General features: G+C 66.3%; 23 protein-coding genes. 17 read left to right on the forward strand and 6 right to left on the reverse strand.

Annotated features, from left to right (window positions below; translation table 11 throughout):
* Nucleotides 1-133: 133 nt before the first annotated feature.
* From ACQR03_RS20965 to ACQR03_RS20975, 3 genes are all read left to right on the forward strand, one after another.
* Complete coding sequence (locus tag ACQR03_RS20965; protein WP_316201842.1) at nt 134-2443, forward strand: xanthine dehydrogenase family protein molybdopterin-binding subunit; 2310 nt, start codon at nt 134-136, stop codon at nt 2441-2443.
* 129 nt (nt 2444-2572) lie between these two features.
* Nucleotides 2573-3022, forward strand: a complete 450-nt coding sequence (locus ACQR03_RS20970; RefSeq protein ID WP_315753208.1) for a c-type cytochrome — start codon at nt 2573-2575, stop codon at nt 3020-3022.
* Nucleotides 3023-3170: 148 nt separating this feature from the next.
* Nucleotides 3171-4091 (forward strand): cytochrome c, encoded by a 921-nt coding sequence (locus ACQR03_RS20975; protein WP_316201843.1) that lies wholly within the window; start codon nt 3171-3173, stop codon nt 4089-4091.
* Between the two features lie 27 nt (nt 4092-4118).
* On the opposite strand, the gene ACQR03_RS20980 is transcribed toward ACQR03_RS20975, so the two are convergent.
* Nucleotides 4119-5279 (reverse strand): ABC transporter substrate-binding protein, encoded by a 1161-nt coding sequence (locus ACQR03_RS20980; RefSeq protein ID WP_315753207.1) that lies wholly within the window; start codon nt 5277-5279, stop codon nt 4119-4121.
* A 236-nt stretch (nt 5280-5515) separates the two neighbouring features.
* Here ACQR03_RS20980 and ACQR03_RS20985 point away from each other — a divergent pair, with 236 nt between their 5' ends.
* Nucleotides 5516-8038 carry a bifunctional diguanylate cyclase/phosphodiesterase gene (locus tag ACQR03_RS20985; protein WP_315753206.1) on the forward strand — a complete coding sequence of 841 codons (2523 nt, stop codon included), beginning with the start codon at nt 5516-5518 and terminating at the stop codon, nt 8036-8038.
* Here the strand turns inward: ACQR03_RS20985 and ACQR03_RS20990 are convergent.
* The gene (locus ACQR03_RS20990; RefSeq protein WP_315753295.1) at nt 7992-9056 is read right to left on the reverse strand and encodes a helix-turn-helix domain-containing protein; all 1065 of its coding nucleotides are present in this window, start codon (nt 9054-9056) and stop codon (nt 7992-7994) included. The genes ACQR03_RS20985 and ACQR03_RS20990 overlap by 47 nt on opposite strands.
* A 381-nt stretch (nt 9057-9437) precedes the next feature.
* Nucleotides 9438-9683, reverse strand: a complete 246-nt coding sequence (locus tag ACQR03_RS20995) for an Lrp/AsnC ligand binding domain-containing protein (protein WP_315712762.1) — start codon at nt 9681-9683, stop codon at nt 9438-9440.
* A 122-nt stretch (nt 9684-9805) separates the two neighbouring features.
* On the opposite strand from ACQR03_RS20995, the gene thiD reads away from it, so the two are divergent.
* Both thiD and ACQR03_RS21005 read left to right on the forward strand, forming a co-directional pair.
* Nucleotides 9806-10606, forward strand: a complete 801-nt coding sequence (gene thiD / locus ACQR03_RS21000) for a bifunctional hydroxymethylpyrimidine kinase/phosphomethylpyrimidine kinase (RefSeq protein ID WP_315753205.1) — start codon at nt 9806-9808, stop codon at nt 10604-10606.
* A gap of 114 nt (nt 10607-10720) precedes the next feature.
* On the forward strand, nt 10721-11176 hold the full coding sequence (locus ACQR03_RS21005) for a nuclear transport factor 2 family protein (protein ID WP_409977945.1): 456 nt from the start codon (nt 10721-10723) through the stop codon (nt 11174-11176).
* A 33-nt stretch (nt 11177-11209) separates the two neighbouring features.
* Here the strand turns inward: ACQR03_RS21005 and ACQR03_RS21010 are convergent, their stop codons facing one another.
* The gene (locus tag ACQR03_RS21010; RefSeq protein ID WP_315753204.1) at nt 11210-12259 is read right to left on the reverse strand and encodes an AraC family transcriptional regulator; all 1050 of its coding nucleotides are present in this window, start codon (nt 12257-12259) and stop codon (nt 11210-11212) included.
* Between the two features lie 140 nt (nt 12260-12399).
* Here ACQR03_RS21010 and ACQR03_RS21015 point away from each other — a divergent pair, with 140 nt between their 5' ends.
* From ACQR03_RS21015 to ACQR03_RS21065, 11 genes are all read left to right on the forward strand, one after another.
* Complete coding sequence (locus ACQR03_RS21015) at nt 12400-13224, forward strand: alpha/beta fold hydrolase (RefSeq protein ID WP_315753203.1); 825 nt, start codon at nt 12400-12402, stop codon at nt 13222-13224.
* A gap of 15 nt (nt 13225-13239) precedes the next feature.
* Complete coding sequence (locus ACQR03_RS21020; RefSeq protein ID WP_315753202.1) at nt 13240-13752, forward strand: hypothetical protein; 513 nt, start codon at nt 13240-13242, stop codon at nt 13750-13752.
* Between the two features lie 27 nt (nt 13753-13779).
* On the forward strand, nt 13780-14424 hold the full coding sequence (locus ACQR03_RS21025; RefSeq protein ID WP_315712755.1) for a hydrolase: 645 nt from the start codon (nt 13780-13782) through the stop codon (nt 14422-14424).
* A gap of 14 nt (nt 14425-14438) precedes the next feature.
* Nucleotides 14439-14726, forward strand: coding sequence for a XapX domain-containing protein (locus ACQR03_RS21030; RefSeq protein WP_315738868.1), 288 nt, complete (start codon nt 14439-14441; stop codon nt 14724-14726).
* Nucleotides 14723-16600 (forward strand): amidohydrolase, encoded by a 1878-nt coding sequence (locus ACQR03_RS21035; RefSeq protein ID WP_315753201.1) that lies wholly within the window; start codon nt 14723-14725, stop codon nt 16598-16600. Before ACQR03_RS21030 ends, ACQR03_RS21035 begins: the two co-directional genes overlap by 4 nt.
* Before the next feature lies 1 nt (nt 16601).
* The gene (locus ACQR03_RS21040) at nt 16602-17027 is read left to right on the forward strand and encodes a DoxX family protein (protein ID WP_315753200.1); all 426 of its coding nucleotides are present in this window, start codon (nt 16602-16604) and stop codon (nt 17025-17027) included.
* Nucleotides 17028-17053: 26 nt separating this feature from the next.
* On the forward strand, nt 17054-17944 hold the full coding sequence (locus ACQR03_RS21045) for a glyoxalase (protein WP_315753199.1): 891 nt from the start codon (nt 17054-17056) through the stop codon (nt 17942-17944).
* A gap of 30 nt (nt 17945-17974) precedes the next feature.
* On the forward strand, nt 17975-19378 hold the full coding sequence (locus ACQR03_RS21050; RefSeq protein ID WP_315753198.1) for an alginate export family protein: 1404 nt from the start codon (nt 17975-17977) through the stop codon (nt 19376-19378).
* 19 nt (nt 19379-19397) lie between these two features.
* The gene (locus ACQR03_RS21055; protein WP_315753197.1) at nt 19398-20090 is read left to right on the forward strand and encodes a YoaK family protein; all 693 of its coding nucleotides are present in this window, start codon (nt 19398-19400) and stop codon (nt 20088-20090) included.
* A gap of 312 nt (nt 20091-20402) precedes the next feature.
* Nucleotides 20403-21668 carry an HlyD family secretion protein gene (locus tag ACQR03_RS21060; protein ID WP_315753196.1) on the forward strand — a complete coding sequence of 422 codons (1266 nt, stop codon included), beginning with the start codon at nt 20403-20405 and terminating at the stop codon, nt 21666-21668.
* Nucleotides 21669-21680: 12 nt separating this feature from the next.
* Nucleotides 21681-23264, forward strand: a complete 1584-nt coding sequence (locus ACQR03_RS21065; RefSeq protein WP_315753195.1) for a DHA2 family efflux MFS transporter permease subunit — start codon at nt 21681-21683, stop codon at nt 23262-23264.
* 122 nt (nt 23265-23386) lie between these two features.
* Here the strand turns inward: ACQR03_RS21065 and ACQR03_RS21070 are convergent, their stop codons facing one another.
* Entirely contained in the window at nt 23387-24238 is an 852-nt protein-coding gene (locus tag ACQR03_RS21070) for a fumarylacetoacetate hydrolase family protein (protein ID WP_315753194.1), read from the reverse strand.
* Between the two features lie 9 nt (nt 24239-24247).
* Nucleotides 24248-25570 (reverse strand): MFS transporter, encoded by a 1323-nt coding sequence (locus ACQR03_RS21075; RefSeq protein ID WP_316167151.1) that lies wholly within the window; start codon nt 25568-25570, stop codon nt 24248-24250.
* Nucleotides 25571-25588 lie beyond the last annotated feature (18 nt).

Consider the following 25588-nt stretch of genomic DNA (forward strand, 5'->3'; position numbering starts at 1 on the left):
AGCTGGTGGCATGCCTGCGGAGAGTTGACCGCACGTGGGTCCAGGGGCGGCCATATGGCGTTTGCGCGAGTCTTCGTTCCGCTGCAATATGCCGTCCAATATTTGCGACAATGCAAGCGGGAAGTGAAACCAGATGGCAGCTCCTATCAAGTTCGGCGTCGGACAAAGCGTTCTCCGGAAAGAGGACGACGCGCTGATTCGCGGCAAGGGCCGCTATACCGATGATCTGGCGCCGGCTGCCGCCTTGCATGCGCTGGTGCTGCGCTCGCCGCATGCCCATGCCAAGTTCACCATCGATGTCACCCAGGCGCGGCTCTTGCCGGGCGTGGCGCTGATCCTGACCGCCGCCGACACCGCGGAGCTCGGTGGGCTGCCCTGCCTGTTCAATCTCGAGACCGATCCCTTCACCGCGCCGCCTTATCCGATCCTCGCCAAGAACGAGGTGCGCCACGTCGGTGACGCCATCGCCTTCGTCGTCGCCGATACGCTGGATCACGCGCGCGACGCGCTGGAGGCGATCAAGGTCGAGTGGACGACCTTGCCGGCCGTGACCGGCGTCGTGAACGCGATCAAGCCGGATGCGCCGCAGGTGTGGGCCGAACACAAGGGCAATGTGCTGTTCGACGTTTCGATCGGTGACAAGTCCGCGACCGAGGCGGCCTTCGCGAAAGCGCATGCGGTGGCCGAGATCCGCATCGTCAATCCGCGCGTGGTGGCGAGCTTCATGGAGACGCGCGCCGCGGTCTGCGAATACGACACCAAGCGCGATCATCTGACCCTGACGGCGGGCAGCCAGGGCAGCCACCGGCTGCGCGACATCCTCTGCCAGAACGTGCTGAAGATCCCGACCGAGAAGATGCGGGTGATCTGCCCCGACGTCGGCGGCGGCTTCGGCACAAAATTGTTTCCCTACCGGGAGTATGCGCTGCTCGCGGTCGCCGCGCAGCGGCTGCGCAAGTCGGTGCGCTGGGCCGCCGACCGCTCCGAGCATTTCATGGGCGACGCGCAGGGCCGCGACAACGTCACCACGGCGAAGATGGCGCTGGCCGAGGACGGCAAGTTCCTCGCCATGGACGTCGACCTGATGGGCGACATGGGCGCCTATCTCTCGACCTTCGCGCCGTACATCCCGCATGGCGGCGCCGGCATGCTGCCGGGCCTCTACGACATCCAGGCGTTCCACTGCCGGGTGCGCACGATCTTCACCCACACCGTTCCGGTCGACGCCTATCGCGGCGCGGGCCGCCCCGAGGCAGCGTACGTCATCGAGCGCCTGGTCGATGCCTGCGCGCGCAAGCTCGACATGAGCGTCGATGCGATCAGGCGCAAGAACTTCATTCCGCCGCGCGCGCTGCCCTACAAGACCGCGACCGGCAAGGTCTATGATTCCGGCGACTTCAATGCGCATCTCAAGCGCGCGATGGAGATCGCGCAGTGGAAGGAGTTTCCGAAGCGCGCCAAGGCTGCGAAGAAGCACGGGCTGATCCGCGGCATCGGGCTCGCGAGCTATGTCGAGGTCTGCGGCACCATGGGCGAGGAGACCGCGAACGTGCGGCTCGATCCCAACGGCGACGTCACCATCCTGATCGGCACGCAGTCGAGCGGGCAGGGCCACCAGACCGCCTACGCCCAGATCGTCGCCGAGCAGTTCGGCCTGCCGCCGGAGCGCGTGCACATCCACCAGGGCGACACGGCCGAAATCGCGACCGGCCTCGGCACCGGTGGCTCGGCCTCGATTCCCTCCGGCGGCGTCAGCGTGCAGCGCGCCACCCATGAGCTCGGCGACAAGCTCAAGCAGATCGCGGCGGAAGCACTCGAGGCCGGCCTCGGCGATCTCGAGATCGCCGACGGCGTGATCCGCGTCGCCGGCACCGACCGCGCGATCTCGTTCGCCGATCTCGCCAAGCGTCCGGGCACAGATCCCGCCAAGCTCAACGGCAGCGCCACCTTCGCCAGCGCCGATGGCACCTATCCGAACGGCACGCATGTGGCCGAGGTCGAGATCGATCCGGCGACCGGCATCATCAAGATCGTCAACTACGTCATCGTCGACGATTTCGGCGTGACGCTGAATCCGCTGCTGCTGGCCGGCCAGGTGCATGGCGGTGCGGTGCAGGGCATCGGCCAGGCGCTGATGGAGCAGGTGGTCTACAGCAACTCCGACGCTCAGCTCGTCACCGGCAGCTTCATGGACTACGCGCTGCCGCGCGCCGCCGACGCGCCGTCCTTCACCTTCGAGACCCACAACGTGCCCTGCAAGACCAATCCGATGGGCGTCAAGGGCGCCGGCGAAGCGGGCGCGATTGGCTCCTGTCCGGCCGTCGTCAATGCGATCGTCGAAGCCCTCTGGCGCGAGTACAAGATTGATCACATCGACATGCCGGCGACCCCGGAGCGCGTCTGGATCGCGATCCGGGAGCAGCATCGCCGTCATAGTCTCTGAGTACTCTCCCTCCGGATCTCCTCCGATATCCGCCTCAATTCCGGAATAACCCGCCGGCTGAGGGGTTGACCACCCAAGCGACCCGTCCAGGTGGGCTGGACGGGATTGTGACAACAAAGGAGCGAATTGATGAAGCGGACTGTCGTGGCTGTCGCAGCTTTGCTGCTAGGGGCCGGCGCCGTGATGGCACAGCAGGATCTGGTCAAGCATAGCCAGGACACGATGAAGGCCAACGCCAAGAACCTCGGCGGTGTCCTGATCGCGATGGTCAAGGGCGAGAAGCCGTATGATCAGGCCGCCGTCAATGCCGCTCTGGCGCAGCTCGAGGAGACCGCCAAGAAGCTGCCGACGATGTATCCGGCGAGCCTGAAGGGCGCCAAGTTCGAAGGCGACTACGGTCCGTCGCCGAAGATCTGGGAAGACCAGGCCGGCTTCAAGGCCAAGATCGAGACCTTCGGCAAGGTCGTCACCGAGGCCAAGGCCAAGATCAAGGATCTCGACAGCCTGAAGGCGACCGCGCCGGGCATCGGCAAGGAATGTGGCGGTTGTCACGAGACCTTCCGTCTCAAGAACAGTTGATCTGACCAGCCATCAACGGGGGCGGACGCGACATGGCGTCCGCCCCCGTTTGTTTGCGCCGCGCGGGCGTCCTGACGTATCACGGCGCCGCCGAGCTCCGGTGATGATCGCCGGGCCGACGATATCCTCCTGCTGTGACGGAGCCACCATGCTACGCCGCCTCCTGCTTGCTCTCTGCGTGCTCGGCGCCGCCGGCATGGCGGTGTTCTGGTGGCTGACCCAGCCGTCGACGATCACGCTCGCAGCGGCGACGCGCGCGCCGGATCTCGCCAACGGGCAGGAGATGTTCAACATCGGTGGCTGCGCGTCCTGTCACGCGGTGCCGAACCAGCCGGATCGACTGAAGCTCGGCGGCGGTCTGCCGCTGAGCTCGCCGTTCGGCACCTTCTATGCGCCCAACATCTCGCCCGACCCCACTGACGGTATCGGGCGCTGGAGCGAGGCCGAGTTCGTCAATGCGGTGGTGAGCGGCGTGTCGCCGGACGGCAGCCACTACTACCCGGCGTTTCCCTATCCCTCCTACGCGGCGGCGAAGATCGACGACGTCCGCGATCTCTTCGCCTACATGAAGACGCTGCCGCCGGTCGCCGGCGCCTCGCGCGCGCACGACATGCCATTCCCGTTCAACATCCGTCGCACCGTTGGGGTCTGGAAGCTGCTGTTCTTCGACGACAGGCCGTTTGCCGCCAACGCCGCGCGCCCGGCGGAGTGGAATCGCGGCGCCTATCTGGTCAATACGCTCGGCCATTGCGCCGAGTGCCACAGCCCGCGCAACGCGCTCGGCGGCATCGTTTCGGCGCAGCGTCTGGCGGGTGGGCCGGATCCGGAAGGTCAGGGCTTCGTGCCGAACATCACCCAGAAGGGCCTGGCGGACTGGAGCGAGAGCGACATCAGCTATTTCCTCGAGACCGGACAGCTGCCCGACGGCGACAGCGCCGGCGGCTCGATGGCGCGGGTGATCCGCAACACCTCGCAGCTCACGCCCGAGGATCGCAAGGCGATGGCGGTCTATCTGAAATCGCTGCCGCCGGCGGAAGGCCCGCCGAAGCCGAAGAAGCCGGCAAGCTGATCAGTTCGGCGAGCGCGCGCACGCAGGTCAGATCGGCTTGAAGCTGCCGTCGCTCTGGATCACCGTCAGCGATACCGGCGGTGGATTCTCCTTGCGCGCGTTGCCGAAGCTGACCACCAGTCCGCCGATGTCGAACTGGCCGACCTCGTTGATGATGCGGAGCAGCTCGGCGCGGGTCGGGTTCGGCCCGGTCATCGCCAGGGCGCGGGCCACCAGGCGGCCGGTGATGTAGCCCTCGAGCCCGATGAAATCCGGCGTCTGGCTCGGATCGAGCGTCTTCATCGCGGCCTGGTAGTCGGCGACGACGCGGAGGTCGGTGTCCCACGGAAACGGGACCACCTCGGAGACGATGACGCCGCGTCCCTCCGGACCGAGCTCCTTTGCAAGGGCATTGCCACCGACAAAGGACACCGCCGAGAACGTCGGGTTGAAGCCGCTGCGATGCGCCATCTTGATGAACTCGGCGCACGGGCCGTAGGTGCCGACCAGGATCACCGCTTCCGGCTCCGCGCGCCGGATGACCTTGAGCGCCGCGCCGACCGCGCGCGTGTTGCGCTCGAACGTGCCTTCGGCCGCGAGCTCGAGGCCGCGGCGATCGAGATGCGTCTTCACGCCGGCCAGCACGTCGCGGCCGAACGAGTCATCCTGATAGAAGATGGCGATGCGGGTGAGGTGAAGCTCTTCGGTGAGATGCTTGATCGTGGCTTCGGCCTCGGCCGCGTAGCTTGCGCGGATGTTCACGACGTTCTGGAATTCGGGCGCCCGCAGGAATTCGGCGCCCGAGATCGGCCCGATGAAGGGGACGTCGTTCGACGCCGCGATCGGCGCGGTGGCCATCGCGGTCGGGGTGCCGACGGCGCCGATCAGCGCGAACACCTTGTCCTCGTAGATCAGCTTGATGGTCTCGACCACCGAGCGATCGGGGTCGTAGCCGTCATTGCGGCTCGCCAGCTTCAGCCTGCGGCCGTAGACGCCGCCCTTGGCGTTGAGCTCGTTGAAGGCCGCCAGCAATCCCTGGCGCGCCGCCTGGCCCAGCGCGGCCGACGGGCCCTCCAGCGCCGCCACCTGGCCGAACATGATGGAGTCGTTGGTGACGCCGAGCTCGTCGGCGCGCGCAGACCCGGGCGGGAGCACGCCGGCGATCAGGGCGAGAACGATGGAGATCCGAAGGCTTGAAAACCAGTTCATTGCGATCTTCGATGCACGAGTACGCTTGATGACAACTCAGTCTAGGCGTGTTGAATGAAGACCTCGCTAAAGACGTGGCCCGCGCTTGATCGCGTTTTGGGCGGCCCTCAACAGTCAGCCGTTAACCAAGCCCGGTTTCTGGTACGCCACGACGGATCATCTTTGACCGTCCTTAACTTACCGCGGCCAGCATCGGCCGCATCGTGGTGAGGGGCAGCCGTTTGGCGGGGGCCATATTGCAGGTTGAAGAGTACAGCGCACCGACGCTGCAGGAAAAGGATGATGCTCGCAGCGGTAGCGGGCGCGAGAGGCTGCGCGCGTCGCTATCGCGATACCGGCTTTATCGCCCTGCGATCATCGCGGCATGCGTCGGCGTCGTGCTGTCGGTCGTCGGGACGGTTGCCGTGGGACGCTGGGAAAACCGGCTGGCGCGCACCGATTTCGAAGGCGTGGCCGAAGCTCAGGCGATCCTGGTCCAGAACGGCGTCAACGAATATGTCAGCCGGCTGACCGCGCTGCGCACCCGCTTCGAATCCGCCAACGACGACATCACCCGCAGCGAGTACCAGACCTTCAGCGCGCGCCTGTTCGAGGCGCATCGCGGCATGCTGCGCCTGGCGTGGCTGCCGCGGATCAAGCGCAAGGAGCGCGGCGAATACGAGGCGGCGGCGATCACCGATGGTGTTCCCGCCTTTCGCATCAAGTCCTACCCCGACGGCACCGTGGCGCCGGAGAGCGACGAATATTATCCGGTCTACTTCTCCACCGAGGCGAAGACCTCGCCGGTCTACGGTCTCGATTATTGGAGCATTCCCGACCATCGCGCCGTGCTGGAACAGTCGCGCGACTACGACGTGATCGGCGCATTGCGCACGCGTCAGAACCTGATCAATCAGAACGAGCGCAACAACGCCGTGATGATCGGCATCCCCGTCTACGCCAAGGGGACGTCGCGCACGACGGTCGCCGACCGCCGCCGCAATCTCAGCGGCTTCATCATCGGCGTATTCGACCTGCCGACGCTGTTGCAGTCGGTGCGCGCGAACAATCCCAACAGCCCGGCGCTCGCGATCAACCTTCTGCCGCCCGAGCGCGTGATCAACGCCTCCGGCGTGGACCCGCAGCGCTGGCCCGCGGACCCCAGCATCTGGTCGACGACCTTGCGCATCGGCGATGCCGACTGGGTGTTCCAGGCGGCGCCCGCCGGTGGCAGCCTGATGGCGAGCCACAACCGCGCGCTGGCGCTGTATGCGGCCGGCATGGCGACGACGATCTTCCTCGCCGTGTATCTCGCGCTGTCGAGCCGCAACGCCCTGCAGCTCGCGCTCGCCAATCGCCGCGTGCTCGAGCTGGCGCAGACCGACGCGCTGACGGGCCTTGCGAACCGCGCCTTCTTCCTCGAGGAAATGGAGCGCATCAACGACGAGAAGAGCGGCCGCTTCACCGTCTTCCTGCTCGACCTCGACCGCTTCAAGAACGTCAACGACTCGCTCGGCCATGGCGCCGGCGACGAACTGCTGGTGCAGGTCGCTCAGCGGCTGAGATCGCAGCTGCGCGACGAGGACGTGCTGGCCCGGCTCGGCGGCGACGAGTTCGCCCTGATCCAGGCCGGATCCGCCGACCAGCGCGCCGCCGCGATCGAGCTTGCGCAGCGCATCACCAAGCTGATCGCCGAGCCGTTCCAGCTCGGCGGGCAACGGGTCGAGATCGGCACCAGCATCGGCATCTCGCTCGCGCCCCAGCACGGCCGCGACCAGGAGCACCTGCTCAAGAAGGCCGACCTCGCGCTCTATCGCTCGAAATCCGCCGGCCGCAGCTGCTACACGCTCTATGACGATGCGATGTCGGCCGAGCTCGAGGCGCGCAACACGCTCGAGGGTGATCTGCGCGACGCCATCGCGCAGTGCCAGTTCGAGGTGCACTATCAGCCGTTCTACGACGCCGAGACGCGCGAGCGCCGCGGCGTCGAGGCGCTGGTGCGCTGGCGTCATCCGGTCAAGGGGCTGGTGCCGCCGGACAAGTTCATCCCGCTTGCGGAGTCGACCGGCCTGATCGTGCCGCTCGGCGAATGGATCATCGGGCGCGCCTGCGACGACGCCACCGCATGGCCGGACGACGTCAAGATCGCCGTGAACCTGTCGCCCGTCCAGTTCAAGCAGGCCGAACTGTTCGACGTCATCCAGTCGGCGCTCGCGAGGTCCGGCCTCGATCCGAAGCGTCTCGAGATCGAGATCACGGAGTCGGTGCTGCTGGAGCGCGCGGCCGAGAACGAGAGCTTCATCGACCGGCTGAAGGGCCTCGGCATCTCGCTGGCGCTCGACGATTTCGGCACCGGCTATTCGTCGCTGCGTTCGCTGACGGCGTTCCCGTTCAACAAGATCAAGATCGACAAGTCCTTCGTCGCCAATCTGAGCGTGCGCGACGAAAGTGCCGCCGTCATCTCCTCGGTCGTGACGCTGGCGCGGGGGCTTGGCATCCAGATCACCGCCGAAGGCGTCGAGACCGAAGAGCAGCTGGTGCAACTTCGCGCGCTCGGCGTCAACTTTGCGCAGGGCTATCTGCTGGGCCGGCCGATGCCGGTCGAGCAGCTCGAGCAGCATCTGGAGATCGCGCGCGCTGCGTCCGATGCCGACGAGCCGCAGCCGGCCGAAGACGCATCTGAGGACGACGCATCCGGGGACGACGACCCGCACTCGGCGGCCGTCGTCGCGCTCATTCCCCGGTCCGGGGCGCTGCTATCCCTCGCATCCAACGGCTGAGCGGCGAGGCGGTTTCGGCGTCCGCGTCGACCGGCAGGCGTGGCGAGCCCAGCATGGCGGCCTCGCGCGCGGCGCTCGGCGTGATGCCGTAGGCGGCCTTGAACAGCCGCGTGAAATGCGCATCGGTCCCGAGCTGCCAGCGCCGCGCGACCTCGCTGATGCGCTGCGTCCGCGATCCCGTCCCGGCGAGATCGAAGAATGCGCGGTGCAGGCGGCGGCTGCGGATGTAGTCGGCGATGCCGCCGATCGGCGCGAACAGGCGATAGAGCGACGCGCGAGACATCCCGAAATGCAGCGCCACCGCGTCGGCGCTGAGTTCAGGGCTCGACAGCCGCGCTTCGATATATTGGCGGACGCGGAGCAGCGAGGCGTCCGGCGTCACGCTGCGGTCGGCATCGCGGCGTTCGAGCTCGCCGCGCAGGCACGCCGAGATCAGCGCGATCGTGCCCTCGACCGCGGCCTGGCACTCGTCGAAACTCATGCGCGGCGCACAGTCGAGCAGCGCGCCGAAATGCCGCGCCAACAGCGGCGCCAGCGCGCCGCTGCGCGGCAGCACCAGGCCGTGCAGGTCGTCGACCTGCAGCAGGCGCGCATCGAACATCGGACGCGGCACCACCAACGTGACGTTCTCGAACGGTGTCGCGCGCGTTTCGAGTGTCTGGGCGAGATCGAGCACGCAGAGGTCGCCGGCCTCGACCCGGATCGGCGAGGCGCCCGCGACGCCCTCATAGCTGCCGTTCACGTAGAGCTGCAGGATGATGTGATCCACGCCGCTGCGGGCGACGGTTTCGGCCGATCGCCGGAACCGCTGGCCGCTCGCACGGGCCGATCCCAGCAGCACGGAGCCAAGCGCATAGGACAGCACGTCCGCTCTGAACGGAGCGGCCTCGCCGGCCGCGAGCTGGTCGACCTCGAAGAACGTCGACGTGGCCTCGCGCCACGCCGCAATGTTCGCCTCGGTGTCCATCTGCTCGGCGCAAAAGCCGTAGCTCGGCAGCAGGGACGAAACGGCTTTGATCTCACTCTTCACGCGGCGCCGCAGTCATTCTTGAGTTTTCGTCTCAACTTCTTGATCGACCGTATCGGATCGGCCGCCCGCCTTGACCCGGTGCTCCGCGTACCCGCTATAGAACGCCTGTCGCCAAGTTGCCGAAGGGAAAGCCGGGCCGTTCGACGGTCCCCCCATTGCCCCTCACGATCGAAAGGTCCGGCTTTCCGGCCCACTGGTGCGAATTGGCGGACAACGGTCTCCGGCCGCCACCGTCTTTCATGACGAAACCATGCTTGACCCATTTTCAGGACCTCGGCGCCCGTCGGTCACGACGGGCGCCTTTGTCGTGAGGCAGGTGTTGAGGCAGGCGCCCGACGGGCAGGCCGCGCCGGGTGAGAAAGCGCCTCGTCAGGTGGCGCCGAAGGCCTTGAACGTGATGATGGTGTGGGTGTCCTGAATGCCGGGCAGGATCTGGACCTTCTCATTCACGAAGTGGCCGATGTCGGTGGCATTGTCGACGTAGAACTTCACCAGCAGGTCGTAATTTCCCGCCGTCGAGTAGATCTCGGAGGCGATCTCGGCTTCCGCCAGCGCATTGGCGACCGTGTAGGACTGGCCAAGCTTGCACTTGATCTGGACGAAGAAGGGAACCATTGCGGGCTGTCTCCGGAAGGCATCTTTCGCCTCAATATAGCGTTTTCCGACGAAGTCGATACGCTTTCTCCGGTGGGCCGGCCTGCTTGCCGGGCGCGGCCGGCCCGCGCTAGGAAGGGGGCATGAGCACCCCCGTCGCACTCACCATCGCCGGTTCGGATTCCTCCGGGGGAGCCGGTATCCAGGCCGACCTCAAGACCTTCGCGGCGCTCGGCGTCTATGGCGCCTCGGTGCTGACGGCGCTGACCGCCCAGAACACCAGGGGCGTGACCGGCGTGCATCTGGTGCCGCCCGATTTCGTCGCCGCGCAGATCGATGCGGTGTTCGATGACCTCGCGGTCGGCGCGGTCAAGATCGGCATGGTGGCGCAGGCGCCGATTGCCGACGCCATTGCGGCAAGCCTCGCGCGCTGGCGGCCGCGGCACGTGGTGCTCGATCCGGTGATGGTCGCAACCTCGGGCGCGCGGCTGTTGCCGGAGGATGCGATCGACGCGCTGCGCCGCGGGCTGATCCCGCGGGCGTCGCTGATCACGCCGAACCTGCCCGAGGCGGCCGCGCTGCTCGACGAGCCGGTCGCGACCTCGGACGAGGCGATCGCGGCGCAAGGCCGCCGGCTGCTCGCGCTCGGCTGTCCGGCGGTGCTGATCAAGGGCGGCCACGGGCAGGGCGCTGACAGCACCGATTACCTGATCACATCAGCAACCAGCATCCCATTGCCGTCGCCGCGCATCGACACGAAGAACACCCACGGCACGGGGTGTTCGCTGTCGTCGGCCGTGGCCGCAGGGCTGGCGAAGGGGGAGAGCCTCGAGGCGGCCGTAGGCAACGCCAAGGCCTTCATCTCCGGCGCGATCGCGGCTGCCGATCGCTTCACGGTCGGACACGGCCACGGCCCGGTGCATCATCTCCACCGCTATTATTGAGGTCACTCATCTTTGAGGTCACTTCCCGTGGGAAGTCCGCTTAGCTGGCGACAGCCGAAATAGCTGGGGTGGGCAACGGCTGCATCATATCTGCGCCCCGGGGGAGATGACGGAATGATGACGCGTTTCGCCGCGGTGGCCGCGGTGCTGTTCGCCACGGTCGCAACACCGGTGCTGGCTCAGCGGGCCTATTCGGCCCAGGAGGAGCGCAACAAGGCGATCGTGCTCGACTTCTATGAGCAGGGCCTCAATCGCAAGGATTTCGAGGCGGCGTCGAAATATCTCGGCACCTACATCCAGCACAATCCGAACGCCGAGGACGGCCCGGAGGGATTTCGCAAGTTCATCGAATTTCTGAAGGCCAAATTCCCACAGTCGCACAGCAGGATCACGCAGGTGCATGTCGACGGCGACTTCGTCGTGCTGCGCGTTCACGCCGTCCGCGAGCCCGGCACACGCGGCAACGCCATCGTCGACATCTTCCGTCTCAAGGACGGCAAGATCGAGGAGCATTGGGATTCGGTTCAGCCCGTTCCCGAGCAGTCGGCCAATCCCAACGGGATGTTCTGAAGAACGCGTCTGAAGCCGTCTCCCGCCGGCGGATCATGGTCCGCGCGCGACAGCGACTTCCCGCCGCACGCCCTCCATCAGCCGCGAGCGGTATTCGCCCGGTGATTCGCCGAACCAGCGATTGGATGCGCGGAAGAAGGTGCTCTGGTCGGCATAGCCGAGCAGATAGCCGATGTCGGTGAGCGTCATGCGGAAATCGGCGAGATGGCGCTGGGCGAGCTCGCGCCTGACATCGTCGACGAGATCGCTGAAGGAGAGGCCTTCGTCCGCCAGCCGGCGCTGGAAGGTTCGGTCGCTCAAGCCCAGCTCGGCTGCGATGGCCGAGCGCAGCGGGCTGCCGTCGGGCAGCAGCCTGACGATCGCTGCGCGGGCGCGATACGCAGTGTCGGCCTTGACCAGACGCTCCAGCGCCTCGTCGGCGATCCGATCGTGGATTGCCGAAAGCTCGGGCGCAGAGGTCGTCAGCTTGCAGGCGAGATCCTGATCCGACACCAGGAAGCCGTTGAATGGCGCATCGAATTCGAGTGGGGATTGGAACGCCCTGTTGTAGCACGCGATCGACAGCGGCACCGCATGCGAGAAACGCGTGGCGAGCGGCGTCAGCGGACGATCCAGCATCCACCGGCATAGATTGAGCAGATTGACGACGCCGTAGTCATAGCGCTGCCGCGGAATCGGGCATTCACCGCCGAACACGTCGGTCCGCACCCAACGGCCGCCATTGCCCTGCTCGAGCGTGATGGTCACCGCGTCGCTCACCAGGCACATGTAGCGGATCAGTCGCGTCAGCCCGGCGAGCAGCGTGGGGCTCGACATCATGGCATAGCCGGCGACGCCATAGTTGTCAGGTCGCGGCGCATCGAGCTTTGCCAGCCCGATGTCCGGATTGCCCGAACGCTCGGCCGCCAGCATCCACAACCGGCTCAGCGCCTCGGTCGGCCAGCGGCGATCGCAATCGTCGAGATCGTCGATCGAGAGGCCTACGTCGGCGAACAGCGCGGCCGCATCCAGACCTTGCTCGTTCAGCGTCGTCGCGACGCCGCGCATCCAGGACGACGATGTGGTTCGAATCTGCTGAGCCATCCCTTGGCCTTCTGGGGCCAGTGCTTTGGCCTCCTCGGGTCATTGTGCAGATGCACATGAGATTGCATAGCACCGGGTATTGGCGATCGCGACACGAAATTCGTTGGTGCGACCGCATGGCTGGCGCGCAGGAGAAAATCATGCCCGTTCTGAAAACCAATGACGGCACAGAGATTTACTACAAGGATTGGGGCTCCGGCCAGCCGATCGTGTTCAGCCATGGCTGGCCGCTGTCAGCGGATGATTGGGATGCGCAGATGCTGTTTTTCCTCAATCACGGCTTTCGCGTCATCGCCCATGATCGCCGCGGCCATGGTCGTTCGGCCCAGGTCGCCGACGGTCACGACATGGACCACTATGCCGACGATCTCGCGGCCTTGACCGCGCATCTCGATCTCAAGCGCGCGATCCATGTCGGCCATTCCACGGGCGGCGGCGAGGTGGTGCATTACCTCGCGCGCCATGGCGAGAGCCGCGCGGCCAAGGCTGCCATCATCGCCGCGGTGCCGCCGCTGATGCTGCAGACCGCGGCCAATCCGGGCGGGCTGCCGAAGTCGGTGTTCGACGACTTTCAGACCCAGGTCGCCACGCGCCGCGCGGAATTCTATCGCGACGTCGCCGCTGGGCCGTTCTACGGCTACAACAAGCCTGGCGCCAAGCCGTCCGAGGCCGTGATCCAGAACTGGTGGCGGCAGGGCATGATGGGCAGCGCCAAGGCGCACTACGACGGCGTCGTCGCCTTCTCGCAGACCGATTTCACCGAGGATCTCAAGAAGATCACCTTGCCGGTGCTGGTCATGCACAGCGAGGACGACCAGATCGTGCCTTACGCGGATTCCGCGCCGCTGTCGGCCAGGCTGCTGAAGAACGGCGTGCTGAAGACCTACAAGGGCTTTCCGCACGGCATGCCGACCACGGAAGCCGAGACCATCAACGCCGACCTACTGACCTTCATCAAGGGCTGATCAGAGGAGGCTTGCATGACCTGGGGAATTCCGACGGCCCTGTTTCTTCAGATCCACGTGGTGCTGAGCCTGATCGGAATCGCGACCGGGCTCGTCATGCTCGCCGGCATGCTGGCAGGCCGCCATCTGGCGGCCTGGGCGGCGCTGTTCCTGGTCACGACCTTCCTCACCGGCGTGACCGGCTTTCCGCTGCCGCCGTTCGGTCTCGACCCGCCGCGCATCATCGGCATCATCCTGCTCGCGCTGTTGATTGCGGCCAGCGCCGCACTCTATGCGTTCGCGCTGTCGGGATGGTGGCGACGGGTCTACGTCGTCACCGCGCTGCTCTCGCTCTATCTCAACGTCTTCGTCGCGATCGTGCAGTCGTTCCAGAAGATCGGCGTGCTCAATGTCCTGGCGCCGACGCAGAGCGAGCCGCCGTTCGCCGCAGCTCAGCTCGTCACGCTCGCTCTGTTCATTGCTTTCGGTGTCTTCTCGTGGCGGCGTTTCGCGCCAACCACGCTGGCGCCGCGAGCGTCTCTCACCTGATCGATTCGACCCTTCAAGGAGAACCTCGTGTCCAAGCTCGAAATGCTGACCCCGCAGAACTGCGCCGTGGCGCTGATCGACTATCAGCCCGCGATGTATCAGGGCGTGCAGTCTCATGACCGCCTCGGCGTGTTCAACAACATCCAGATCGTCGCCAAGGCGGCCAAGCTGTTCAAGATTCCGACCGTGCTCACCACAGTCGCCAAGGACTCGTTCTCCGGTCCCTTCATGCCGGAGGTGACCGAGCTGTTTCCAGAGCACGACATCGTCGACCGCACGGCGATGAACTCCTGGCTCGATGCCGGCTTCCGCAAGCAGGTCGCTGCCACCGGTCGCAAGAAGTTCATCATCGCGGGACTCTGGACCGAGGCCTGTGTGCTGTTCCCGACGCTCGACATGCTGCGCGAAGGCTATGAGATCTACATCCCGGCCGATGCCTGCGGCGACCTGTCGCTCGAAGCGCACAACAGGGCGATGGACCGCGCGGTGCAGGCCGGCGCGGTGCCGATCACCTCATGCCAGTTCGCCTTCGAGCTGCAGCAGGACTGGGCGCGTGCCGAGACCTATGACGGCATGATGGAGATCCTGAAGGCGCATTCGCCCTACGGCATCCAGATCCGCTTCTCCAAATGGGCGCTTGGAGAGCACGCCTCGGAGGGCGGGGCCAAGTAGTCCCGGGACGAACGATGAAGATCTATCTGTTTTCGCTCGGGGCAGGGCTGCTGGTCGGCGTGATCTACAGCCTGCTTCAGGTCCGCTCGCCGGCGCCGCCATTGGTGGCGCTGGTCGGCCTGCTCGGCATCCTCGTCGGAGAGCAGGTGATCCCCGTGGGCAAGCAGCTCCTGAACGGGACCACGCTTGCTGCCGCGTGGCAGAAGGCGGCCTGCGCCACGCACATCTTCGGCCTGCTGCCCGGCCACCACGGCCGGGCAGAGACGACCAATTCTACCGCCCAGAATGAGAAGGCCTCATGAGCGATTACCCCGATCTCATCCTCCATCACGGCCTGTTCACGACGCTCGATCGGTCCAATCCCACGGCGAGCGCGGTGGCGATCAAGGACGGCGCCTTCACCGCGGTCGGCCACGAGCAGGACGTGATGAAGCTCGCCGGTCCCCGAACGAAGATCATCGATCTCAAGGGCCGTCGCGTGCTGCCGGGGCTGATCGACAATCACCTGCACATCATCCGCGGCGGGCTCAACTTCAACATGGAGCTGCGCTGGGACGGCGTGCGCTCGCTCGCGGACGCGATGGCGATGCTCAAGGCCCAGGTCGCGATCACGCCGCCGCCGCAATGGGTGCGCGTGGTCGGCGGCTTCACCGAGCACCAGTTCGCCGAGAAGCGGCTGCCGACGATTGACGAGCTCAACGCCGTCGCGCCCGACACGCCCGTGTTCCTGCTGCATCTGTACGACCGCGCCATCCTGAACGGCGCCGCGCTGCGTGCCGTCGGCTACGACAAGGATACGCCGCAGCCGCCAGGCGGCGAGATCGCGCGTGACGCACAGGGCAATCCGACCGGCCTGCTGCTCGCCCAGCCGAACGCCGCGATCCTCTACGCGACGCTGGCCAAGGGTCCAAAGCTGCCGTTCGACTATCAGCTCAACTCGACGCGGCACTTCATGCGCGAGCTGAACCGGCTCGGCGTCACCGGTGCGATCGATGCCGGCGGCGGCTTCCAGAACTATCCGGACGACTACGCCGTGATCCAGAAGCTGGCCGATGACGGCCAGCTCACGATCCGGCTCGCCTACAATCTGTTTACCCAGAAGCCAAAGGGCGAGAGAGACGACTTCCTGCGCTGGACGCAGAGCTCGACCTACAAGCAGGGCAACGACTATTTCCGCCACAACGGCGCCGGCGAGATGCTGGTGTTCTCTGCCGCCGATTTCGAGGATTTTCGCGTACCGCGGCCGGACATGCCGGCCGAGATGGAAGGCGAGCTCGAGGAGGTCGTGCGCATCCTGGTCCAGAACAAGTGGCCGTGGCGGCTGCACGCGACCTATGACGAGACCATCTCGCGCGCGCTCGACGTGTTCGAGAAAGTCAACCAGGATACGCCGCTCGAGGGTCTGCACTGGTTCTTCGACCATGCCGAAACGATCTCGGACCAATCGATCGACCGCATCGCGGCGCTCGGCGGCGGCATCGCCGTGCAGCACCGCATGGCCTATCAGGGCGAGTACTTCGTCGAGCGCTACGGCTTCGGCGCGGCCGAGGCGACGCCGCCGGTGAAGAAGATCCTCGACAAGGGCGTCAAGGTCTCCGCCGGCACCGACGCGACCCGCGTCGCTTCCTATAACCCCTGGGTGTCGCTGTCGTGGCTGGTGACCGGCCGCACCGTCGGTGGCCTGCGGCTGTATCCGCAGCGCAACTGCCTCGATCGCGAGACCGCGCTCAGGATGTGGACCGAGAACGTCACCTGGTTCTCCAACGAAGAAGGCAGGAAGGGCCGCATTGCGGTCGGGCAGTTCGCCGATTTGATCGTGCCGGATCGCGACTTCTTCTCCTGTGCGGAGGCCGAGATCGCCGACATCACCAGCGACCTCACCATGGTCGGCGGCCGCATCGTCTACGCCGCCGCCGCGTTCAAGCCGCTGGACGACGCGGCTCCGCCGCCGGCCATGCCGGAGTGGTCGCCGGTGCGCCGCTTCGGCGGCTACGGCGCCTGGCTGGAGAAGGACGATCACGGCGGCGTCCGCGCCCAGGCGATGCAGATGTGCGGCTGCGCCAGCGCATGCGGCGTGCATGGCCATGACCACGCGCGGGCATGGTCCTCCAGCCTGCCGGTCTCCGATCTCAAGAGCTTCTGGGGTGCGCTCGGCTGCGCCTGCTGGGCGGTCTGAGATGGCGGGGATGTCCGACACGCCACGGCCGATCGCCGCGGTGCTCGACTGGCGCTGGCTGTGGCACGCGGCGCGGGTCGCGCTGGTTTCAGCCTATCTGATCGGCGGCGTCCAGAAGTTCATGGACTTCCCGAGCGCGATTGCCGAGCAGGCGCATTTCGGCCTGGAGCCGGCGGCGCTGTGGGCGGCGGCCGCGATCGCCGTCGAGCTGATCGGCTCGGTGCTCGTCATCGCGAACCGGTTCGTCTGGCTCGGCGCCGGCGCGCTCGGCGTGCTCACGCTCGTTGCGATGCTCGCCGCCAATGATTTCTGGCACATGTCCGGCCATGACCGGTTCATGGCGCTGAACGCCTTCTTCGAGCATCTCGGCCTGATCGCCGGCCTCGTGCTCGTCTCGATCATCTCCTGGCGCACGCACCGCGCTTGATCCACATCTGCTCATTCGAGGTCGTCATGGTCCGTTCCTGTCATCTGCTCGGCGCCGTCATCGCCACCACGCTGCTCGCCGCGCCCGCGTTCGCCAAGGACGCGGCGCCGCTGATCGGCGTGGGCGCGCAATACGACACCACGCATGTCTATGTCGCGCCGGACGACGTCGAGAAGTTCGCCACCAGCTTCCTCGCCACCTTCGGCGGCCAGAGCACCAAGCAGGTGGTTGCGACGGTGACGCCTGCTCCGAGCAGCACGACCTCGCAGCTGTTGCAGACGCCAGTCGGCACGGTCTCGCTGTTCGGCTTCAAGACCGGAATTCCGTATCCGTTCGGGGCCGAACGCACCGGCTATCTGGTCACCGATCTGGACGCGGCGATCGAGGCGGCCAAGGCCGCCGGCGCCGACGTGCTGGTCGCGCCATTCCCCGATCCGATCGGACGTGATGCCGTGATCCAATGGCCGGGCGGCGTCAACATGCAGCTGTACTGGCACACGACCAAGCCGTCCTATCCGGCGTTCGACACCGTTCCGGAGAATCGCGTCTATGTGTCAGCCGACCGCGCCGAGACCTTCACGCGCGCCTTCCTGCGCTTCTCCAAGGGCAAGGTCATCTCCGATGACACCAGGGCGCCGGGCGTCGAGATCGGCCGTCCGAATGATCACTATCGGCGCATCCGCATCGCGTCGGTGTTCGGCCGCATGACCGTGCTCGTCACCGACGGCCATCTGCCGTATCCGTTCGGACGCGAGACGACCGGCTACGAGGTGACTGATCTCAAGGCGACCCTGGACAAGGCAAAAGCAGCGGGCGCCACTGTGCTGGTCGAGCCGTTCAACTCGGACAGGCGCGAGCAGGCGGTGGTGCAGTTTCCCGGCGGCTATGTCGCGGAGATTCATGCGCCATTGAAGTAGGATGCTGCGGCGATTCCTGAGAGGTCATGGATGGCGTGGCTCCTGAGAAAGACCCTGGTCGCGAGTACGCTGCTCAGCGCGCTGTGTGCAGCCACGCCAGCTTTCGCCGAGGACAACGCCTCGCGTCCGGCGATCCGCACCAACCGCTGGCAGGAGGACTGGTCGGTGCTGGCCGATCCGGCGCTGCGCACGGCGCCATCAGATCCGATCAAGTACATCCCGCTGCAGCAGGACCATCCGCAGAGCTACGTCTCGTTCGGCATGAACCTGCGCGAGCGGTTCGAGAGCCTGGATGCCGCGAGCTTCGGCATCGCTGGAACGAAACCCGATCAGCATGTCCTGCAACGGCTGCAGATCCATGCCGACGCACATCTCAACGAGAACTGGCAGTTGTTCGTCCAGCTGGAGGACGACCGTGCCTTCGGCAAGGCCAAGATCACGTCCGTCGACCAGGACCCGCTCGACCTCCGGCTCGCCTTCCTCGCCTATGTCAATACGACGGAGAGCGGCACGTTCAAGGCCCGGGTCGGGCGGCAGGATTTCGACTTCGACCTGCAGCGCTTCGTGTCGTCGCGCGACGGACCGAACGTGCGCCAGTCCTTCGATGCGCTGTGGGCCGACTGGGAAAGCGGCCCATGGCGCTTCATCGGCTTCGTCAGCCAGCCGGTGCAATATAATCTGGTGCGTCCGTTCGACGACACGTCGAACGGATCGTTCCTGTTCCACACCTTCCGCGTCGAGCGCCAGGTGCTCGGCACCAACGAATTGTCGTCGTATTATTCCTACTATCAGCGCGACAATGCGCGTTTCCTCGACGCAGCCGGCCTCGAGCAGCGCCACGTGCTGGACATCCGCTTCGCCGGCAAGCTCGCGGGCTTCGACTGGGATCTCGAGGCGATGGGGCAGGCGGGCTCGGTCGGGGCGAAGCAGATCCGCGCCTGGGGCGCCGGCGCCCGCGCCGGCTACACCTTCGCCGACCTCGCCTGGCAGCCGCGCATCGGCCTTCAGGTCGACGGCGCCTCCGGCGACCGCCATCCCGGCGACAACAGGATCGAGACGTTCAATCCGCTGTTCCCGAACGGCTATTACTTCACGCTGGCCGGCTTCACCGGCTACACCAACCTGATCCATCTCAAGCCGTCGCTGACGGTGAAGCCGACCGCCGCGCTGTCATTCATGGCCGCGATCGGCCTGCAATGGCGCGTGACCGATGCGGACGCGATCTACGTCCAGCCCAATGTCGCGGTCGCCGGCACCGCGGGGCAGGGCAGCTCGTGGTCCGGCGTCTATGCGCAGTTGCGCGCCGACTATCGCTTCAACGCCAACCTCACCGGAGCGTTGGAAGCCGTGCACTATGAGATCGGCCAGACGCTGCGCCGCGCTGGCGGCCATGACTCCGACTACATTGGCATCGAATTGAAATACGCGCTCTGAGCAACGAAAGTAGGACGACATGTCGCAATTCGAGTCCCGCAACGTGGTGCCGCTGCTGCTCAGCGTCAATGCCGGCTATGTCGACACCGCCGGGTTCCTGGCGCTGCAGGGCCTGTTCACGGCGCATGTTACCGGCAACTTCGTGACGTTCGGCGCGGCGCTGGCGCTCGGGACCTCGGGCGCGATAGCCAAGCTGCTGGCGCTGCCGGTGTTCTGCGTGGTCGTGATCGCGACGCGGCTGACCGGCACGTTGCTGTCGCGGCGGTGGTCACGCGCCTTCGAGATCCTGATCGGCGTCAAGCTGGTGCTGCTCGTCCTCGGCGCCGTGCTCGCCATCCATTTCGGCCCGTTCCACAATGGCGACAGCCGCGAGGCAATCATCACCGGCATGGTGCTGGTCGCGGCGATGGCAATCCAGAATGCCGTGCACCGGATCCATCTGCCGAGTTCGCCGCCCTCGACCCTGATGACCGGCACCACCACGCAGGTGATGATCGACCTCGCCGACAGGATCTATGTCGGCGACAAGGGCCAGGCGTCGCCGCCGGCGCGGCTCATGCAGATGGCCATCAACGTGCTCGCCTTTGCGCTCGGCTGCGGCGCCGCCGCGCTGCTGTTCGTGCGGCTGGGCAGCTGGTGCTTCGTCGTGCCGCCGGTCATCGGCGCGCTGGCTCTCGCCGTGCGTCTCGCCGGGCCGGAGCCGGCGCGCTGAGAACGCCGTCAGGGGCCGGTGCCGCGCGCCGGCCGGACGTGCGGTGCCGGCGCCGCCGGCGGCAGCCGTGTGCGCGTGTTGTATTTGCCCGAGTTCATCGAGCCATCGCGATGACGTGAGACTGCAACCGCGGCGGCGGAACGCAGTTGACGTTGCTGACGGCGGACCGCGGTGAAGGCGCAGCGGAACGCGCGCCGGCGGCCTTCAATGACGAAAAGTTTAGCCGTCCGCATCGCGGCTCGCCATTGCGTCCCACCTGCCTTACGCCCAATTATAGAAACGAAACGGTTCCGTTCTATTCAAGGAGACGTGATGACACGGCAAGCTCTGTCGTCGGCCGAGGTCCCATCGGCGGCCAACGACGATCCGGCGGTCTCGGCCCGCGATCGGGCCGTGCAGCAATGGCGCGGGCGGGCCTCCGGCGAGCCTCGGCAGCAGGTCGAGGCCAAGATGCCGGCGGCGGAGCCCGGCCCGCCGCCGACGGAGCACGGGGAGCGCCAGGAGGGGTCCCGGAGGAGCCTGATCCGGCGGCATCCGCTCGGGGCAGCGCTGGGTCTCGTGCTGCTGCTCGCCGTCGGCGCCGGCGGCTACGTCTACTACGATGCGGCCGGTCACTATGAGACCACCGACGACGCCTTCATCGCGGCCCGCCAGTTCTCCATTGCGCCGAAAGTCTCCGGCTACATCACCGCCGTCCCGGTCACCGACAACCAGCACGTCAAGGCCGGCGACGTGATCGCGCGCATCGACGATCGCGACTACAAGACCGCGCTGGCGCAGGCCGATGCGCAGGTGAAGTCGGCGCAGGCGGCGATCCGCAACATCGATGCGCAGATCGACGTGCAGCAGGCGCAGATCACCGCGGGCCAGGCCCAGGTCGAGCAGGCCCAGGCCGGGCTGACCTTCGCAGAGCAGCAGGCCAAGCGCTATCAGGACCTCGCCCGCACCGGCTCCGGCACGGTGCAGAGCGAGCAGCAATACACATCGCAGCTCCAGCAGCAGAAGGCGGCGCTGACCTCGGCGCAGGCCAACCTCTCGGTCGCGCAACGCCAGTTGGAGTCGCTGAAGGCGCAGCACGAGAGCGCCGACGCCAATCTCGCTCAGGCGCAGGCCCAGCGCGACCAGGCCCAGCTCAATCTGTCGTACACGACCGTGACCGCGGCGCAGTCCGGCCGCATTGTCAATCTCAGCGCCGCCGATGGTCAGTTCGCGGCACAAGGGACGGCGCTTTCGATGTTCGTGCCCGATGACGTCTGGGTGACCGCCAATTTCAAGGAAACCCAGCTCGACGAGATGCGACCCGGCCAGCCCGTGACCCTCGAGATCGATGCCTATCCGGAGCGCGAGATCCGCGGCCACGTCGCGAGCGTGCAGTCCGGCTCGGGCCCGGCATTCTCGCTGCTGCCGCCGCAGAATGCGACCGGCAACTACGTCAAGATCGTGCAGCGCGTGCCGGTCAAGATCGACATGGACGATCCGCCGACGGACGTCGCGCTCGGCCCGGGCATGTCGGTGGTGCCGACCGTTCGCGTCGATCCCAAGCCGTCGCTCTATGAGCGGCTGAAGGCCGTGCTGTGAGAGAGGTCGGCCATGAGTGAGGCTGCTCCTCTCGCCGCGTCGCGATCCGCAGGCAGTCCGTGGATCATCGCGGTGCTGGTGGCGCTCGCGACCTTCATGGAGGTGCTGGACACCACCATCGCCAACGTCGCACTGCCCTATATCGCCGGCGGCATGGGCGTCAGCCAGGACGAATCCTCCTGGGTGGTGACGACCTATCTCGTGTCCAACGCGATCATCCTGACCGCCTCGAGCTATCTCGCCAAGCGCTTCGGCCGCAAGACCTTCTTCCTGCTGTGCCTCGGCCTGTTCACCTTGAGCTCGGTGCTGTGCGGCTTCGCCTGGAATCTGCAGGTGCTGCTGCTGTTCCGGATCATGCAGGGCCTCGGCGGCGGCGGCATGGTGCCGGTGGCGCAATCGATCCTCGCCGACTCCTTCCCGCCGGAAAAGCGCGGCCAGGCGTTCGCGCTGTTCGGCGTCGCCGTCGTGGTCGCGCCCGTCGTCGGTCCGACGCTCGGCGGCTATCTCTCCGACAACGTCTCCTGGCACTGGTGCTTCCTGATCAACGGCCCCGTCGGCGTCGCCGCGATGATCCTGATCGGGCTCATCCTCAAGGAGCCAGAAGAGGTCACGGCCGAGCGGCGCAAGCAGGCGCATGGCTTTGACGTGGTCGGCTTCGTGCTGGTCGCGACATTTCTCGGCGCGCTCGAGCTGATGCTGGACCGTGGCCTGGAGGACGACTGGTTCGACTCGCGCTTCATCATGGTGACCGCCGCGGTCTGCGTCGCGGCCTTCATCGCGATGATCCCGTGGGAGATGAACCAGAAAAATCCGACGGTCGATGTCCGCATGCTGGCGTCGCGCCAGTTCGGCGCCAGCTTCCTGGTGATGCTGGCGACCGGCGCGATCCTGCTCGGCACCACGCAGATGCTGCCGCAGATGGTGCAGCAGGATTTCGGCTACACCGCCACCTGGGCCGGCCTCGTGCTGTCGCCGGGCGGCCTCGTCACGATGGCGATGATGTTCGTCGTCGGGCGCCTCTCGGGCAAGGTGCAGCCGAAATACATGATCATGACGGGCGCGGCCGTCGTGGCGTTCGCGATGTACGACCTCACCCGGGTCTACGCCAATGTGGATTTCTGGTTCTTCGCCGAATCCCGCATGCTGATCGGAATTGGCCTGCCGCTGATCTTCCTGTCGATCACGACCGCGTCCTACAACGGCATTCCGCCTGAGAAGACCGACCAGGCCTCGGCGCTGATCAACGCCGCGCGCAACACCGGCGGCTCGATCGGCGTGTCGCTGGCCGCCAACATCCTGGCGCATCGAGGGCAGTTCCACCAGAGCCGGCTGGTGGAGAATGCGATTCCATCCAATCCGGCCTATCAGGACACGCTGCACCAGGTGACCAATTACTTCACCGCGCATGGCAGCTCGCTGGTCCAGGCGCAGCAGCAGGCGCTCGCCTGGATCGGCCAGACCGTGCAGATGCAGTCGTCGCTGCTCGCTTATGTCGACGTCTACTGGGCGCTGATGCTGATCTCGCTGTCGGCGATTCCGCTGGCGCTGACGCTCCGCAAGGTCAAGCTCGGCGGCGGGCCGGCGATGGCGCATTGAGTAGGCACTGTTGTTCGGCTGTCATTCCGGGGCGATGGCAAGCATCGAACCCGGAATCTCGAGATTCCGGGTTCAGCCCTGACGGGCTGCCCCGGAATGACGGTCAAGAACATCAGGGGCGCTTACACCGCCTCGTCGGCGATGCCGTTCCGCAACAGCCCGATGCGGTCGATCTCGACCTCCACCACGTCGCCCGGCTTCATCCACAGCGGCGGTGTTCGGCGCGACCCCACGCCGCCCGGCGTCCCCGTGGCGATCACGTCGCCCGGCTCGAGCCGGGTGAACGACGAGCAGTATTCGATCTGGCGCGGGATATCGAAGATCATCTGGCTGATCGTGGCGTCCTGCACCACCTCGCCGTTCAGTCGGGTCTGCAGCCGCAGCGGACCGAGATCGTCGATCTCGTCCGGCGTGACCAGCCACGGGCCGAACGCGCCGGTCGCGGGAAAATTCTTCCCCGGCGTGAACTGGTGGGTGTGACGCTGGAAGTCGCGCACGCTGCCCTCGTTGTAACAGGCATAGCCGGCGATGTGCTGCCAAGCCTCGCTGCGCGGGATGTAGCGGCCGGGCTTGCCGATGACGATGGCGAGCTCGCCCTCGAAATCGAGATCGGTCGAGACGCGCGGGCGGATGATGTCGGTGAGATGCCCGGTCTGGCTGTTGGCGAAGCGGCCGAACACCGTGGGGTTCTCGACCTCGGAGCGGCCGGTCTCCTTGCGGTGCGTCTCGTAGTTCAGGCCGATGCAGAGGATCTTGTCCGGGTTCGGAATCACCGGCAGGAAGCTGATGGCCGAGAGCGGATACCGCCTTGCGCCCGAGGCCGCTGCAGCCGCTTCCTTCAGCGCGTCCGCTGCGATCGCCGATTTCAGATCCGGGAAGCGGTCGCGCAGGACAGCACCGAGATCGGCGATGTCAGTGCCCTCGACCAGTCCCCAGGTCGGCGCATTGTCGATGGTGAAGCTTGCAAATCTCATCCGATGTCCTCAGGTCGAAACCGCCGCTACGGCGGAGGGAGAAGCCGGTTCTTGCGCCGATTTCGCGAAGCGCGCGATGGTGCGCTCCGGGAAGATCAGCGCGAAGGCCGAGATGGCGCCAACGATCAGCACGCCGGCGGTGAAGGTCATGGCGTGGGCGTAACCAAGCGGCGCGTTGCCGCCGGCCTCGCCGACGATCCAGCCGGTGAGCGCATTCGACACCAGCGCGGATGCCGCGTTGCCGGAATAGATCACGACGATGAGCCGGCCGCGCTGGATCGCCGGCGCCACGGCGCCGAGCGCGACGGGGCCGAAGATCGTGGTGAGGCTCGGTGCGGCGAAGGCGATCGCGATACAGGCGAGCTGCAGCGGGCCCGAGGTGACGATGCTCAACAGCAGTGCGCAGCCGGCGGCGAGCAGCGCGAGACCGGAGGCGTGGCCGAGGCAGGCACGCAAGCTGAAGCCTTTGCGCTGCAGAACTTGCGTCAGCCAGGAGCCGCCGAGCAGCAGCGGCGACTGGAACAGATAGATCCCTGAGATGATCCAGCCGACATCGACCTGCTTGTAGCCGAGCCCGAGCTGCAGATAGGGCGGCAGCCAGGTCGCGGACATGCCGACGATCCAGTACGACGCGGTCGACATGATGATGACGCCGATCACGGTCGGATCGGCCCACAGCACGCGCGCCGGCAACGCCTTGTCCTTGGCCGCCGCAGCCTCCGGCGCATGGGCGGAGTAGGGTCCTTCGCCGCCGATGAAGAACCAGCCGAGCATCCAGGCCAGCCCGAGCAGGCCGCAGAACAGGAAGCCGGTGCGCCAGCCATAGCTCACGATGACATAGGTCAGGATCGGACCGCCGGCCAAGAGGCCGACGCTGATGCCCTGCAGCACCACGGCGCTCGGCACGCTGCGCCGGTCGGCGGGAAACCAGTTGTAGCAGGCGTGCAGCGCGGTCGGCAGCCCAGGCCCTTCGCCGGCGCCGAGGATGATGCGGCAGATCACCAGCACGGCGATCGAGCCGGAGAAGAAGATCGGGATCTGCGTCGCCGACCAGACGCCGGCCATGATCAGGAGCAGCCATTTCACCGGGAAGCGGCCGACGACGAACATGCCGACCGCCATGCCCGACAGCGAGAACAGCAGGAAGAAGCTGCTGCCGATCAGCCCGAACTCCTTCGGGCTCAAGCCCAGCTCCTTCATCATCGGCACGGCCGAGAGGCCGAATACCAGCTTGTCGAAGAAGTTCAGCGTCTGGAACAGGAACAGCATGATGAGGACGGCGATCGCGCGTCCTCCCACATTGGGTCTGGCGGTGTCCGATGTTGTCGTCATGGCGTTTCCCCGTTTGAT

The organism is Bradyrhizobium sp. HKCCYLS3070, assembly GCF_051167575.1.
In the GTDB taxonomy this organism is placed as follows: domain Bacteria; phylum Pseudomonadota; class Alphaproteobacteria; order Rhizobiales; family Xanthobacteraceae; genus Bradyrhizobium.

Coding starts and splice junctions, on each gene's coding strand:
- ACQR03_RS21015 (WP_315753203.1), top strand. CDS start 12,400: ATGCCCGTTCTGAAAACCAATGACGGCACAGAGATTTACTACAAGGAT.
- ACQR03_RS21035 (WP_315753201.1), top strand. CDS start 14,723: ATGAGCGATTACCCCGATCTCATCCTCCATCACGGCCTGTTCACGACG.
- ACQR03_RS21075 (WP_316167151.1), bottom strand. CDS start 25,570: ATGACGACAACATCGGACACCGCCAGACCCAATGTGGGAGGACGCGCG.
- ACQR03_RS21060 (WP_315753196.1), top strand. CDS start 20,403: ATGACACGGCAAGCTCTGTCGTCGGCCGAGGTCCCATCGGCGGCCAAC.
- ACQR03_RS20970 (WP_315753208.1), top strand. CDS start 2,573: ATGAAGCGGACTGTCGTGGCTGTCGCAGCTTTGCTGCTAGGGGCCGGC.
- ACQR03_RS21030 (WP_315738868.1), top strand. CDS start 14,439: ATGAAGATCTATCTGTTTTCGCTCGGGGCAGGGCTGCTGGTCGGCGTG.
- ACQR03_RS21040 (WP_315753200.1), top strand. CDS start 16,602: ATGGCGGGGATGTCCGACACGCCACGGCCGATCGCCGCGGTGCTCGAC.
- ACQR03_RS20965 (WP_316201842.1), top strand. CDS start 134: ATGGCAGCTCCTATCAAGTTCGGCGTCGGACAAAGCGTTCTCCGGAAA.
- ACQR03_RS21055 (WP_315753197.1), top strand. CDS start 19,398: ATGTCGCAATTCGAGTCCCGCAACGTGGTGCCGCTGCTGCTCAGCGTC.
- ACQR03_RS21020 (WP_315753202.1), top strand. CDS start 13,240: ATGACCTGGGGAATTCCGACGGCCCTGTTTCTTCAGATCCACGTGGTG.
- ACQR03_RS21045 (WP_315753199.1), top strand. CDS start 17,054: ATGGTCCGTTCCTGTCATCTGCTCGGCGCCGTCATCGCCACCACGCTG.
- ACQR03_RS20975 (WP_316201843.1), top strand. CDS start 3,171: ATGCTACGCCGCCTCCTGCTTGCTCTCTGCGTGCTCGGCGCCGCCGGC.
- ACQR03_RS21010 (WP_315753204.1), bottom strand. CDS start 12,259: ATGGCTCAGCAGATTCGAACCACATCGTCGTCCTGGATGCGCGGCGTC.
- ACQR03_RS20995 (WP_315712762.1), bottom strand. CDS start 9,683: ATGGTTCCCTTCTTCGTCCAGATCAAGTGCAAGCTTGGCCAGTCCTAC.
- ACQR03_RS21050 (WP_315753198.1), top strand. CDS start 17,975: ATGGCGTGGCTCCTGAGAAAGACCCTGGTCGCGAGTACGCTGCTCAGC.
- ACQR03_RS20980 (WP_315753207.1), bottom strand. CDS start 5,279: ATGAACTGGTTTTCAAGCCTTCGGATCTCCATCGTTCTCGCCCTGATC.
- thiD (WP_315753205.1), top strand. CDS start 9,806: ATGAGCACCCCCGTCGCACTCACCATCGCCGGTTCGGATTCCTCCGGG.
- ACQR03_RS21070 (WP_315753194.1), bottom strand. CDS start 24,238: ATGAGATTTGCAAGCTTCACCATCGACAATGCGCCGACCTGGGGACTG.
- ACQR03_RS21005 (WP_409977945.1), top strand. CDS start 10,721: ATGATGACGCGTTTCGCCGCGGTGGCCGCGGTGCTGTTCGCCACGGTC.
- ACQR03_RS21065 (WP_315753195.1), top strand. CDS start 21,681: ATGAGTGAGGCTGCTCCTCTCGCCGCGTCGCGATCCGCAGGCAGTCCG.